Annotated in this window: 12 protein-coding genes; 4 read left to right on the top strand and 8 right to left on the bottom strand. The window is 63.0% G+C overall.

Going from position 1 to position 13,212, the window contains the following annotated elements:
* Nucleotides 1–12: 12 nt before the first annotated feature.
* On the bottom strand, nt 13–555 hold the full coding sequence (locus tag ET34_RS0106840; protein WP_031520616.1) for a YfaZ family outer membrane protein: 543 nt from the start codon (nt 553–555) through the stop codon (nt 13–15).
* Nucleotides 556–817: 262 nt separating this feature from the next.
* Here ET34_RS0106840 and ET34_RS0106835 point away from each other — a divergent pair, with 262 nt between their 5' ends.
* Nucleotides 818–2,269 (top strand): catalase, encoded by a 1,452-nt coding sequence (locus ET34_RS0106835; RefSeq protein WP_390901289.1) that lies wholly within the window; start codon nt 818–820, stop codon nt 2,267–2,269.
* A 42-nt stretch (nt 2,270–2,311) separates the two neighbouring features.
* Here ET34_RS0106835 and ET34_RS0106830 read toward each other — a convergent pair whose 3' ends face one another.
* Together ET34_RS0106830 and tctD are read right to left on the bottom strand one after the other, a co-directional pair.
* Nucleotides 2,312–3,727, bottom strand: a complete 1,416-nt coding sequence (locus ET34_RS0106830) for a sensor histidine kinase (protein WP_031520612.1) — start codon at nt 3,725–3,727, stop codon at nt 2,312–2,314.
* Entirely contained in the window at nt 3,714–4,388 is a 675-nt protein-coding gene (gene tctD / locus ET34_RS0106825; RefSeq protein ID WP_031520610.1) for a transcriptional regulator TctD, read from the bottom strand. The genes ET34_RS0106830 and tctD overlap by 14 nt, the downstream gene beginning before the upstream one ends.
* A 179-nt stretch (nt 4,389–4,567) precedes the next feature.
* Here tctD and ET34_RS0106820 point away from each other — a divergent pair, with 179 nt between their 5' ends.
* From ET34_RS0106820 to ET34_RS0106810, 3 genes are read left to right on the top strand one after another with little or no spacing between them, the layout of a single operon-like run.
* The gene (locus ET34_RS0106820) at nt 4,568–5,548 is read left to right on the top strand and encodes a Bug family tripartite tricarboxylate transporter substrate binding protein (protein ID WP_031520608.1); all 981 of its coding nucleotides are present in this window, start codon (nt 4,568–4,570) and stop codon (nt 5,546–5,548) included.
* 11 nt (nt 5,549–5,559) lie between these two features.
* Nucleotides 5,560–5,991 (top strand): tripartite tricarboxylate transporter TctB family protein, encoded by a 432-nt coding sequence (locus ET34_RS0106815; protein ID WP_031520606.1) that lies wholly within the window; start codon nt 5,560–5,562, stop codon nt 5,989–5,991.
* Nucleotides 5,992–6,003: 12 nt separating this feature from the next.
* Nucleotides 6,004–7,515 (top strand): tripartite tricarboxylate transporter permease, encoded by a 1,512-nt coding sequence (locus tag ET34_RS0106810; protein WP_031520605.1) that lies wholly within the window; start codon nt 6,004–6,006, stop codon nt 7,513–7,515.
* 2 nt (nt 7,516–7,517) lie between these two features.
* Here ET34_RS0106810 and menE read toward each other — a convergent pair whose 3' ends face one another.
* Genes menE through menD form a run of 5 tightly spaced genes read right to left on the bottom strand, consistent with a single transcriptional unit; the run spans nt 7,518 to nt 13,141 of the window.
* A complete protein-coding gene (menE, locus tag ET34_RS0106805) occupies nt 7,518–8,885 on the bottom strand; it encodes an o-succinylbenzoate--CoA ligase (protein WP_031520603.1) in 1,368 nt (455 codons plus the stop codon).
* A complete protein-coding gene (gene menC / locus ET34_RS0106800) occupies nt 8,882–9,847 on the bottom strand; it encodes an o-succinylbenzoate synthase (protein ID WP_031520601.1) in 966 nt (321 codons plus the stop codon). The genes menE and menC overlap by 4 nt, the downstream gene beginning before the upstream one ends.
* Entirely contained in the window at nt 9,847–10,704 is an 858-nt protein-coding gene (gene menB, locus ET34_RS0106795; RefSeq protein ID WP_031520599.1) for a 1,4-dihydroxy-2-naphthoyl-CoA synthase, read from the bottom strand. Before menB ends, menC begins: the two co-directional genes overlap by 1 nt.
* A complete protein-coding gene (gene menH, locus ET34_RS0106790; protein WP_031520597.1) occupies nt 10,701–11,474 on the bottom strand; it encodes a 2-succinyl-6-hydroxy-2,4-cyclohexadiene-1-carboxylate synthase in 774 nt (257 codons plus the stop codon). Before menH ends, menB begins: the two co-directional genes overlap by 4 nt.
* Nucleotides 11,471–13,141: a 2-succinyl-5-enolpyruvyl-6-hydroxy-3-cyclohexene-1-carboxylic-acid synthase gene (gene menD, locus ET34_RS0106785; protein WP_031520596.1), complete on the bottom strand. Its 1,671-nt coding sequence runs from the start codon at nt 13,139–13,141 to the stop codon at nt 11,471–11,473. The genes menH and menD overlap by 4 nt, the downstream gene beginning before the upstream one ends.
* Between the last annotated feature and the right edge of the window lie 71 nt (nt 13,142–13,212).

Here is a 13,212-nt window from a genome sequence, read left to right as displayed (position 1 = left end):
GCGCCCTGGGGATCAGAAGGAGACGCTGCCACCCACGTAAGGGCCGTCGGCCACCGCGTTGTCGCGATCGCCATCTTTGCCGGCGAGGTTGATGTAGCGATAACCCGCTTCGATGCTGATCGGACGCATAATGGTCCAGCGCACGCCGGCGTTCGCTTCTTCATAGTCCTTCACGCCGCTGGAGAGCGAGTCCGGGGAGTAGTAGTACTCGCCATACAGACGGAAGCTGTCGGTCAGCGGCCACTGCAGGCCACCGCCTACCGCCGCCGCATAGCCTTCGTCACCGGATTTCGGGTTCAGGTAGATGCCCTTGCCGCCCACGGTGGCCAGCAGCGGCCCCAGCGGTAGATTCAGGCCAATGCCCAGCCCGCCGATGTCGCCGTCATCATCGTTATGCGCCCAGTTACCGCTCAGCGCCAGCCCGGTGGTATCGGTGCCAAAGCCCACGCCGACGTTGGTGTACTCTTTGCCCGCCTGGGCATTCACGCTGATGGCGCTGGCGTAGCCTGAAACAAACAATAAGCTGGCGATACCAGCAAGCACGACTTTTTTCATTTTTGCTCTCTTTATAAACTCACAATCGATGTGCCGGCATTGTACCGTTGCGCTTGTTGCTTTCAAGGCGCGATAAACCGTGTTTCTCCAGGGTATTGTAAGGAATTGAAACCTGCCGCTGCGTCTGAAAGGCACCAGCCATTCCTGCAATAGAAACTGCCAGATTGTTCTCGATCGGCCGGGCCGTTACCGTGTTGTGCGAAAAGTCAGTCCGATTGATTGCACAGAGCGATGATGCTCACCACTACCCGTTCGAGGAGCCATGATGAATAAGAAAGGGTTAACCACCGCCTCCGGCGCGCCTGTCGCCCATAATAACAATGTCGCCACCGCAGGCCCGCGCGGCCCGATGCTCCTGCAGGACGTCTGGTTCCTTGAAAAGCTGGCGCACTTCGACCGGGAAGTGATCCCTGAACGTCGTATGCACGCCAAAGGCTCCGCCGCCTACGGCACCTTTACCGTGACTCAGGACATTACCGCTTTTAGCCGTGCGAAAATTTTCTCTGAGATCGGCAAGAAAACCGACCTGTTCCTGCGCTTCTCCACCGTGGCCGGTGAACGCGGCGCGGCGGACGCCGAGCGCGACATCCGCGGCTTCTCCATCAAGTTCTACACCGAAGAGGGTAACTGGGATCTGGTGGGAAACAACACGCCGGTATTCTACCTGCGCGATCCGCTTAAGTTCCCGGATCTGAACCACGTAGTAAAACGCGACCCGCGCACCAACCTGCGCAACCCGACCTGGAAATGGGACTTCTTCTCCCACCTGCCGGAGTCGCTGCACCAGCTGACCATCGACTTCAGCGACCGCGGGCTGCCGCGCTCCTACCGTCATATGCACGGCTTCGGCAGCCACACCTACAGCTTCATCAACAGCGATAACGAGCGCTTCTGGGTGAAGTTCCACCTCAAATCCGCGCAGGGTATCGCTAACCTGATGGACGATGAGGCGAAACGTCTGGTCGCAGAGGATCGAGAAAGCTCCCAGCGCGATCTGTTTGAGTCCATTGAAGGCGGCGACTTCCCGCGCTGGAAATTCTATGTGCAGGTGATGCCGGAAGCCGACGCGTCACGCGTGCCGTACAACCCGTTCGACCTGACCAAAGTCTGGCCGCACGGCGACTATCCGCTGATCGAAGTGGGCGAGCTGGAGCTGAACCGCAACCCGGATAACTACTTTGCCGAAGTGGAACAGGTAGCAATGTCGCCGGCTAACATCGTGCCCGGTATTGGTTTCTCGCCGGACCGCATGCTGCAGGGGCGTCTGTTCTCTTACGGGGATGCGCACCGCTATCGCCTGGGGGTCAACCACCACCAGATCCCGGTGAACAAACCGCGCTGCCCGTTCCACAACTATCACCGCGACGGCGCAATGCGCGTGGACGGCAACAGCGGCAACGGCCCGACCTATGAGCCGAACAGCTTCGGGGTTTTCCAGGAGCAGCCGGACTACAGCGAGCCGCCGCTGTCGCTGGAAGGCGCTGCCGATCACTGGAATCACCGGGAAGATACCGACTACTTCAGCCAGCCGCGCCAGCTGTTTGCGCTGATTGGCGAAGAGGAGCGCCAGCGCATGTATCGCCGCATTGCGGATGACATGAAATCGGTACCGGAGTTTATCCAGCAGCGCCAGATCGGCCTGTTCAGCGAAGTGGACCCGGCTTACGGCGCGGGCATTGCCGCCGCGCTGGATGCGATTAACAACGCGAAATAATCCCCCCTCACCGGCAGCCACGCTGCCGGTTTTTTCCATGCCTCATCGATGCAGCGACAGGACGATGCGCACCCGCAGACCACCCAGCGCTTCGCTTTTTAGCAGTTCAGGCCGCGTCCGGTGCCAGCGCGCGATGTCGTTGACCAGCGCCAGCCCGAGGCCCGCGCCCGGTTGCTCAATCCCGCTTTCCAGCCGCTGAAACGGCTGCAGCGCCTGCTGCGACAGCGCATTCTCAATTCCCGGACCGCTATCCTCAATCTCAAGCCAGACCCGCGCCTGCATCGCCGTCACGCGAATGGTGATGGTTCCGCCCTCGGGGGTGTATTTCAGCGCGTTATCCAGCAGATTGGCGCACAGCTCGCCCAGCAGAATGGGATCGCCCTCGACCCACAGCGCCCCGCTCTCACCTTCATAGCCCAGATCGATGCGTTTTATCCGCGCCTGCGCCAGCCGCGACAAACAGCACTCTCTCGCCACCGCAGCCATGTCCACCGCCTCAAACTCCCGCTCCCCCTGCTCTTTGCGCTTCAGCTGCGCCAGCAGCAGCAGGCGCTCCGTCAGCCCGACAGTGTGATCCAGCGTGCGGCTGATGGCCTCCAGGCTCTCACGCCACTGTGCGGGCTCCGGGCTGGCCAGCGCTACCGCAGTCTGCATTTTAAGCACTGCCAGCGGGGTTTTAAGCTGGTGCGACGCATCGGCGCTGAACCGCTCCTGGCGGGCAATCATGGCGCGCAATCTGTCGAGATAGCGGTTGAACGCCACCACCAGCAGCCGGGTTTCCGACCAGGGCAGCAGATGGTCTGGCAGTGGCGTGAGCACGCCAGGATCGCGGCGCACCATCATGCCCGAGAGCTGGCGCATCGGTTTCAATACCCGACGCAGCAGCCAGCCTGCCAGCAGCAGCGTTATCAGCACCAGTCCCCCCTGGCTCACCGCCGACGAGAAGAGCAGCTGCTGCGCCAGCAGGTGGCGTGACTGCAGCGTTTCCGCCACGGTGATCTCAACCATGCCGCTGACGCCCGCGCCACTTACCGGCTGCAACAGCCGGGCTGCGCGTATCGCCTGCCCGCGATAGGTCGCATGATAAAACCACGCCAGCGCCGGATAGAGCGTGGTGCGCGGCGTACCTGCCGGCAGCGGCGGAAGGTCGTCGTAGCCGGAAATGACCTTGCCGTTAATATCGGTGACTTTGTAGTAGAGCCGGTCATTCATATTGAGCTCAACGCTGTCGAGCACCACCCACGGCACCTCAACCAGGATCTGCTGGTTACGCACCACCAGCCGCTCCGCCACCATGCGCGCCGACGAGAGCAGCGTGCGGTCATAGGCCTGGGTAGCGGCCTGCATCGCGCTGAAATAGCTGGTGAAGGCGGAAAACAGCCACAGCAATAACAGTGGCAGCCCCAGGAACAACAGCAGACGGGAAAATAGCGAGGGCGGCACGCTATGGCGTTTCATCACCGCACTCCAGCAGGTACCCGAGGCCGCGCAGCGTAGTGATGCGTACATTGCCTGGCTGGAGTTTTTTGCGCAGCCGGTGAATGTAAAGCTCGATACTTTCCGGGCTGGCGTCGTCAGCAAGATTGAACACCTGATCGAACAGGTGCTGGCGCGATACCGGGCGACCGCGCCGGTACATCAGCACCGTGAGCAGCGCGCATTCGCGTGGGGTCAGGGCCAGCGGTTTACCGGCCAGCTCGAAGTAGCCTTCGTCATGAAACGCCAGCTCGCCAAGCCGCTGGATCTCCTGTATCTGCCCTTCGCTGCGCCTGAGCAAGGCGCGTAACCGGGCATCAAGCTCCTCCAGTTCAAACGGCTTTGGCAGATAGTCATCCGCCCCGGCATTCAGTCCTTTTACCCGCTCGGCCACTTCACTGCGCGCAGTCAGCAGCAGGACCGGCAGATGCTGACCGCGCTTGCGCAGCCGCTGCACGACCTGCAATCCATCCATGCGCGGCATGCCGATATCCAGTACCGCCATCGCGTAGCGCTCGCTTTGCAGCAGGTGGTCCGCTGCCTGGCCGTCAAATACGCAATCCACTGCAAACCCGTGCTGCACCAGCGCTTTTTCCAGCCAGTGCGCCAGCTCACGATTATCTTCCGCCAGTAAGAGACGCATATCACATCCTGTAAAGTTTCTGCCGCGGTGAAAGGGAAATGAAAGGTTAACGTTTTAACAATCATGTAACTGAATCGCTACAAGGCGGTTCACATAATGAGAAAAACATCTGCCCCTGCGTGCTACGGACTGTAAAAACCGGGCACACCCACGTCACTGACCCGTATCGTGAGGACCCTATGAGCAAGCGTTTCTGTCGTACCTTCATCGCTACCACTTTGCTGCTGAGCACCACACCGCTGCTGGCGGCGGAGCCGCCCTCCCGCACCGAATGCATCGCGCCGGCCAAGCCCGGCGGCGGATTCGACCTGACCTGCAAGCTGATTCAGGTCAGCCTGCAGGAAACCGACGTGATAGAGAAACCCATGCGCGTGACCTACATGCCCGGCGGCGTCGGCGCGGTGGCCTACAACGCCATCGTCGCCCAGCGTCCTGCAGAGCCGGGTACCGTGGTGGCGTTTTCCGGCGGATCGCTGCTCAACCTCTCCCAGGGAAAATTTGGCCGCTACGGGGTGAATGATGTGCGCTGGCTAGCCAGCGTCGGCACCGACTATGGGATGATCGCGGTGCGCGCCGACTCACCGTGGAAAAACCTCAACGATCTGATGGCGGCGCTGGAGAAAAACCCCGATAGCGTGGTGTTTGGTGCCGGCGCGTCTATCGGCAGTCAGGACTGGATGAAGACTGCCCTGCTGGCGAAACAGGCCAATGTCGATCCGCGCAAGATGCGTTATGTGGCGTTTGAGGGCGGCGGCGAGCCGGTAACGGCGCTGATGGGTAACCATGTGCAGGCGGTGTCCGGGGATATGAGTGAGATGGTGCCGTACCTGAAGGGCGACAAGCTGCGGGTGCTGGCGGTGTTCTCGGCGGAACGTCTGCCGGGCGCGCTGGCCAACGTCCCTACGGCGAAAGAGCAGGGCTACGACCTGGTCTGGCCGATCATTCGCGGTTTCTTTGTCGGGCCGAAAGTCAGCGATGCGGAGTATCAGTGGTGGGTAGAGACGTTCCGGAAGCTACAGCAAACCGAGGTGTTCAAAACCCAGCGCGATCTGCGCGGCCTGTTTGAATTCAACAAGAATGGTAAAGAGCTGGATACGTATGTGAAACAGCAGGTGGAAGAGTACCGCAAACAGGCCCAGGCCTTTGGCCTGGCCAACTGAGGAGCGCCATCATGAGCGATCGTATTTTTGCCAGTATCTGGCTTCTGCTCTGCCTCGGCGGCCTGGTGGTCGCCTGGCAGATCCACAGCGAGTACAGCTATGAACCCGTAGGCCCGCGTCCGTTCCCGGTGGGCATTCTGGTGCTGATGCTGCTCTGTTCGGTGCTGCTTCTGCTGCGCCATCCCGACCTGGTGGAGTGGCCGCATAAGGCGGTGCTGCAACGGCTGCTGATCATGGTGATCGCCCTGACGCTCTACGCATGGGCCTTCGAATGGCTGGGCTTCCCGCTGGCCACCGCGCTGCTCACCGCCGTATTCGGCATGCTGTTTGGGGCCACACTGCCCGCCGCGCTGGTCGCAGGCGCCATTATGGGCACTGCGTTCTGGTACGCGTTTGACTCGCTACTTGACGTCACGCTGCCGCTCGGTGTCTGGCTACGCTAACGGAGAACGCTAATGGATACCTGGTTATATCTCTCTCAGGGGTTTGCGGTCGCGCTCACCCCGGAAAACCTGATGATCGCCCTGATTGGCTGCTTCGCGGGCACCATCGTCGGCCTGCTGCCGGGCCTCGGCCCGATTAATGGCGTGGCGATCCTGCTGCCGCTGGCGTTTGCCATGCACCTTCCGGCAGCCTCGGCGCTGATCCTGCTGGCGACCGTGTACATCGGCTGTGAATATGGCGGACGCATCTCCTCCATCCTGCTGAACGTGCCTGGCGATGCCGCCGCCATAATGACAGCCATCGACGGCTATCCGATGGCGAAACAGGGACGCGGCGGCGTGGCGTTATCGATTTCAGCCGTCAGCTCCTTTGTGGGCTCAATGATCGCCATCGGCGGCATTATTCTCTTCGCACCGACGCTGGCGCAGTGGTCGCTGGCGTTCGGACCGGCAGAGTATTTTGCCCTGATGGTGTTTGCCATTGCCTGCCTCGGCAGCATGATGGCGCAGAACCCGCTCAAGTCGTTTCTCTCGGCGCTGCTCGGTCTCGGGCTGGCAACGGTTGGCGTGGATGCCAATACCGGCGTTTACCGCTTTACCTTCGACAGCGTTCACCTCTCCGACGGCATTCAGTTCATCGTGGTGGTAATTGGGCTGTTCTCGGTATCGGAAATACTGCTGATGCTGGAAAGCACCAGCAGCGGTCAGACGCTGGTGCGTAAGACAGGCCGGATGATGTTCACGATGAAAGAGGCGGCAAGCTGCACCGCAACCACACTGCGTTCATCGGTTATCGGCTTTTTTGTCGGCATCCTGCCGGGTGCCGGGGCAACCATCGCCAGTGCGATTACCTACATGACCGAGAAGAAACTCAGCGGTGATAAAGGAACGTTTGGCGACGGGGATATCCGTGGGGTGGCGGCCCCGGAAGCGGCGAATAACGCCTCCGCCTGCGGCTCCTTCATTCCCATGCTGACGCTGGGCGTGCCAGGCTCCGGCACCACGGCGGTGATGATGGGCGCGCTGACGCTCTACAACATCACGCCCGGCCCGGCGATGTTCACCGAGCAGCCGGATATTGTCTGGGGGTTAATTGCTGCCCTGCTGATCGCCAACGTCATGCTGCTGATCATGAACATTCCGCTGATCGGCCTGTTCACCCGCATGCTGACCATTCCGATGTGGTTCCTTGCGCCGGCCATCGCCGCCGTCTCTGCGGTGGGGGTTTACGCGGTGCACAGCACCACCTTTGATCTGGTGCTGATGGTGGCGCTTGGTGTGCTGGGCTACCTGCTGCGTAAGATGCACTTCCCGATGTCGCCGCTGATTCTGGGCTTTGTGCTGGGTGAGATGCTGGAGCAGAACCTGCGGCGCGCGCTCTCCATCAGCAACGGCAACCTGGGGATCCTCTGGGAGAGCGGCGTGACGAAGTCGCTGTTACTGCTCGCCGTGCTGGTAGTGACGCTGCCGCCGCTGATAAAACGGCTGCGTAAGCGCCGCAAGGCAACTCTCCAGCCGGACTAAGTTCAGGCCAGTACGCTGGCAACCCACTCCTGAAGCTGGCGGCGCGAAAGCTTGATGCCGCCGGTTTTCAGGGTGTCCGGCAGCGGCAGCCAGTGCACCGGCTGCTGAAAGCGGGCCAGGCTCTCTCTGACCCAGGCGCTAAGCCGCTCGGGCAGTACGCCATCGCTACACTCCACCACCGCTACCGGGCGCTGACCAAACTCGGCATCCTTCACCGGCACCACAAACACCTGGCAGACGCCGGGATGGCGGGCGATCACCCGCTCAACCTCTTCCGGCTGAATGCCCTCCCCGGCGCTGAAAAACAGGTTATCGAGCCGCCCAACAATGGTGAGCCGCCCATCGGCAATGACGCCGCGATCCCGGGTCGCGAACCAGCCTTCAGCATTGGTGAGCGGCAGCAGCATGCCGTTATGCCAGTAGCCGCTGGCGAGGCTGGCGGCGCGCACCCATACCTCGTTTGCCACGATGCTGACCTCGCGCCCCGGCAGCGGCGCGCCCACATCCGGCAAGCCGTCCGCCGCTTTGGCACAGACCGTGGAGGCAAGCTCGGTCATACCGTAGCCGCAGAAGCAGGCGATGCCCCGCTGCTGCGCCGCATGGGTCAGCTCTACCGGAATGGTCGCCCCGCCAAGCAGCACGGTATGCAGCGTCTCCGGCCGCTGAGGGTCATTGAGCAGCCGCCAGAGCTGGGTCGGCACCAGCGAGGCGTGGCTGCATCCGCTCAACGCCTGCGCCAGCCCCATCTCCTCCCGGACTGCCAGCTGCGCCCCGGCCAGCAGCCAGCGCCAGAGAATGCCCTGCCCGGAGACGTGAAACAGCGGCAGCGACAGCAGCCAGCAGTTGTCCTCGCTGAACGGGATTACCGCCAGCACGCCAGCCGCACTGGCAAGATGCGCACCGGGCGTATGTACCGCTGCTTTCGGCATCCCCGACGAGCCGGACGTTAGCGTCATGGTCGCCAGCCGCCGGGCATCCCACGCCACGCCGCAGTCGCCTGTAGCATTGTCCATGCGCAGCGCCGTCAGACCGGCAAGCGGCACGGCACCGTCGAGGGTCAGGGCAAAGCGCAGGGTCATCCCGGGCAGCAGCGCCGCCAGCTGTTCCGCCGGCAGCTGAGGGTTGAGCGGCAGCAGGCGCGCCCCGCACTGCAGTAACGCAAGCCAGGCGAGCAGCGTGGCAGCCCGGTTGCGGGCGCACAGCGCCACGCCGTCGCCCTCCCGCACGCCCTGCTGGTAAAACCCGGCGGCCAGGGCATCCACCCGCGTACAGAGCGCGCGCCAGCTCAGCTGCTCCCCGGCAAGTTCCACCGCTGGCGCATCGGGGCGCAGCCGACACCAGTGACGCCAGGGCCAGTCGGAAAAGGTCATCGCACCGCCTCCAGATGTTCAACGCCATAAAGCGGTAGCGCACTGCCGGGCCAGGGGCGGATCAGCTGAGCCTGCATCAGCGACAGCGTGTCCAGCCCGGGTAGCGTGCCCGGCGTCAGCCAGGCGGCGATGCGCGCCAGTTGGGTCAGACCGAGACTGGATTCCAGCGACGCGCTGATCACTGCCTCAAGCCCGGCTGCATGGGCGGCCTGCACCTGGGCGCGCACCGCCTGCAGGCTGCCGGTGAGCGTGGGCTTGATCACCACGGCGCGCACGCCCGGCTCGGCAACGAAGCGAAAATCTGGCTCGCGCAGGCTTTCGTCCCAGGCGATAGCAATTCCGCTGTCGGCGGCAAAGGCGCGCGAGGCGTCGCGGGTGTGGCACGGCTCTTCAATAAACGCAATGCGATCGCGCCACGCCGGATTGATGTACTTCGCAAACTGCTGCGCTTTCAGCGGTGTCCAGGCACGGTTGGCGTCGAGCCGCAGCCGCAGATCCGGCACCGCCTCCAGCAGCAGATTCACCAGCATGCCGTCACGCACCGCTTCATACAGCCCGACCTTCACCTTCGCCACTTTCTCCCCCGGCAGCGCCGCCAGCGTGGAGAACAGCGCATCAGGGTCGCCGGTGCATAACGGCGCGGTGCGGTACTCCCCGGCCACAGGCAGCTGCTGCTCCAGCTCCGCCAGGGCGCAGCTCAGGCCAAAGGCTACCGCAGGGAGCGAGGGGAGCGGCGGATGTTGACCGCAGCACCACGCCTCCAGCCACGCCAGCGTCGCCTGACGACAGGCTTCAAGCGACTCCTGACTGAAGCCCGGCAGCGGAGCGATCTCGCCCCAGCCATCGCGCCCCTCTTCGCCAAGACAGACCACCAGCCCGTCACGGGTTTTCAGACGCTGATGGCGCAGCACCACGCCCGCATCCATCGGGATCTGATAAGCAAACAGCCGCGCGCGTCGCATTATGGGTTCCGTTTAAACTTGCTGAAATCGGGCTGGCGCTTTTGATTGAAGGCGTTGCGTCCCTCCTGCCCCTCTTCGGTCATGTAGAACAGCATGGTGGCGTTCCCGGCCAGCTCCTGCAGCCCGGCCTGGCCGTCGCAGTCGGCATTGAGCGCGGCCTTCAGACAGCGCAGGGCCATCGGGCTGTTCTGCAGCATCTCGCGGCACCAGCGCACGGTTTCCTTTTCCAGATCCGCCAGCGGCACCACGGTATTCACCAGCCCCATCTCCAGCGCCTGCTGCGCATCATACTGGCGGCACAGGAACCAGATCTCACGCGCCTTTTTCTGGCCGACGATGCGCGCCATATAAGAGGCACCCCAGCCGCCGTCAAACGAGCCCACTTTTGGCCCGGTCTGGCCGAACACGGCGTTATCTGCAGCAAGCGTCAGGTCGCACATCATATGCAGCACATGCCCGCCGCCGATGGCGTACCCGGCAACCATCGCCACTACCGGTTTCGGGCAGGTACGGATCTGGCGCTGGAAGTCGAGCACGTTGAGGTGATGCACGCCGGAATCATCCTGATAACCGCCGTAGTCACCGCGCACTTTCTGATCCCCGCCGGCACAGAAGGCTTTTTCCCCCTCGCCAGTCAGCACGATCGCACCGATGTTATCGTCGTAGCGCGCCTCTGCCAGCGCCTGCATCATCTCCTTCACCGTCTGCGGTCGAAACGCGTTGCGTACTTCCGGACGATTAATGGTGATTTTTGCTATGCCGTCGCGCGACTTCTCATAGCGGATATCGGTAAAGCCAGTGGAGCAGTCCAGCCATTCGACCGGGGCATAAAGCTCTGCGTCATCAGGGTAAATCATGGGGCATCCTCAGTGGAGTGAGACAAAATGGTGGCAAGGCAGGCGCAGAACGCCTGCGGGTTTTCCCGGTGCGCGTTGTGCCCGGCATCGGGGATCGCATGTCGCTGCGCGGGGATATCCTGCGCGATGGCCTGAAAACGGGTATCGCCCGCGCCATGCAGAAAGTGAAACGCGACCGGCAGCCTCGCCAGATACGGGCGCAGGTTGGGCTGCCGCCCCAGCGAGGTGGCATGCAGCATCGTCGCCAGTGCCGGGGCGTGGTTGTCACGGCGTTGGTCAATAAAAACCTGACGACGGGCGGGCGACAGCGAAGCAAATACCGGCTGGGCGTACCAGTCCTGAAGCACGCACTCCAGCGGCTCAGAAGTGAAGCGGAGAACCCAGCGGGCGTCCGACTCGCGCCGCGCCTGGCGCTCGCGGTATGTTGTTAGTCCCGGGTGAGATCCTTCCACGATCAGCCCCTGCAGCCCACGGGGCTGCCTGCAGGCGTGATACATGGCGACACGACCGCCGAGGGAGTAGCCCACCAGCCAGTAGTTCAGTATGTTGTAATTAAACAGCGTGTTTTGCAGCAGGCGATGGGTCGAGGAAAAATTACCTGGGGGAATGCCGCATGAGCCGCCGTGTCCGGGCAAATCGATGAGCAACTGCGGATGGTCAAACGCCGGGGCTATCTCCTGCCAGTCAGCGGCGGAGCCAAGAAAACCGTGCAGCCAGACGATCCACGGCAGCGCCGGGTTTCCGGGTTTGACGACGGCATGCAGAGTCACAGCTGGCTTACCCGCGACAGCAGCTGCTGGAGTGCCTCCACGCCGCCCGTTTCGCTGACCACGGCCTCAATCACCGTTGCGCGTGGCCTCTGCCACGCCTGATGCAGCACCGCGCTTAACGCTGCAAAACTGGCTGGCTGGTGGTAGTCGAGACCAAACATCGCCGCGGCGTGGCGGAACTCAACCTGCTGCGGCATGCAGTAGAAACGTTCGCGCACCGCGGCATCGGTCGGCAGCAGCGAGAAAATCTGCCCGCCATTATTGTTGATGATCAGTAATACCAGCGGGGCGCTGACCTCGCGCAGTAGCGCCAGCGCGTTGAGATCGTAGAGCGCGGAGAGATCGCCGACCACGGCCAGCGTCGGCCTGCCGCTGCCGCGCTGCACGCCTGCCGCGGTGGAGATCAGGCCATCAATCCCGCTGGCACCGCGATTGCTGAACACCGGGTAACCCGCCGGCAGCCGGGCAAAGGCATCCACCAGCCGTACCACCAGGCTATTGCCGAGGAACAGCTGACCGTCGACGGGCAGCAGCGCGGGCAGCCGGTGGGCAATCTGCGCTTCACCAAACCCGGTCGTAGCCCCTTCCACCTCATGCAGGGCGCTTCGTGCCAGCGCCGTCAGCGCGGGTGCCCAGGGCGCCTGTAACGGTGCCGGATGCGCGGCCAGCCAGTCGCTGATGCTGCCAACCAGACGCCGACCGCGATGATGAGCCGGATCGAGCCGCCCCGCCTGGCTGTCGATGAGCCAGTACTCCTGCGGCGCACAGGCCGCCTGCCACTGCAGCAGACGTTTGCCGGTCAGGCTGCCGCCAAACTGCAGCACGATATCGGCCCCGGACAGCAGACGCTGCGCCTCGGGATGCGCCAGCCAGAGATCGGCGCAGGGCAGCGGCTGACCGGTGCAGGAGAGCGTATCGCCGATAAGCGGCCAGCCAAGACGCTGCGCCCAGGCAGCGAGCTGCTCACCTTCGTTTGCCGCCAGACGCCCGGCGAGAATGACGCCGCGCTTCATGCTCCACGCCGCCCAGTCCGGCTGCGTGTGGATGCGCTGCGGGACTGAGGTGTGCAGCCACGGCGCGTCGCTCTGCCACCATGACCCGGGTTCTTCCAGCCACGCGCTGCCGGTGTCATCCATCACGCCATAAAGCGGCTCGGCAAACGGGCAGTTGATATGCACCGCCCCACCGGACAACGGCCCCAGCAGATTATCGATAGCAGAGAGAAGCCAGCGCGCCGGGATATCCGGGGTCGGGCGCGGCAGCGACAGCGTGGCGGCAGGATGCGAGGCGAAAATATCCGTCTGGCGAATGGCCTGATTCGCCCCGCAGTCGATAAGCTCCGGCGGCCGATCCGCGGTTAGCAGGATCAGCTTTTCACCGGTAAGACCCGCTTCGATGACCGCCGGATAGAGGTTGGCAACAGCGGTACCCGACGTGACGATCACCGCCACCGGCTCGCCGCTGGCTTTTGCCAGCCCGAGCGCAAGGTGCCCCAGCCCGCGTTCATCGAAGTGGGTATGGGTGGTCAATTCTGGATGCTCCGCGGCGGCAAGGGTCAGCGGAGTCGAGCGGGAGCCAGGGGCGATACAGACGTGCCGCACGCCGTGACGGGTAATCGCTTCGACAATGACTGTCGCCCAGCGACGGTTAAACGCGCTTGTAGACATGATGTTGTCCGGTATCAAATTTACCGGGCCATTATAAGGGGCGCGTTTTGGGCTGTTTTGACGTGGGTCGC

The sequence above is a fragment of the Siccibacter colletis genome, assembly GCF_000696575.1.
Taxonomy (GTDB): Bacteria; Pseudomonadota; Gammaproteobacteria; order Enterobacterales; family Enterobacteriaceae; genus Siccibacter; species Siccibacter colletis.
The sequence above is the reverse complement of the archived record's forward strand: the minus strand, read 5'-3'. Positions and strand labels throughout refer to the sequence as shown.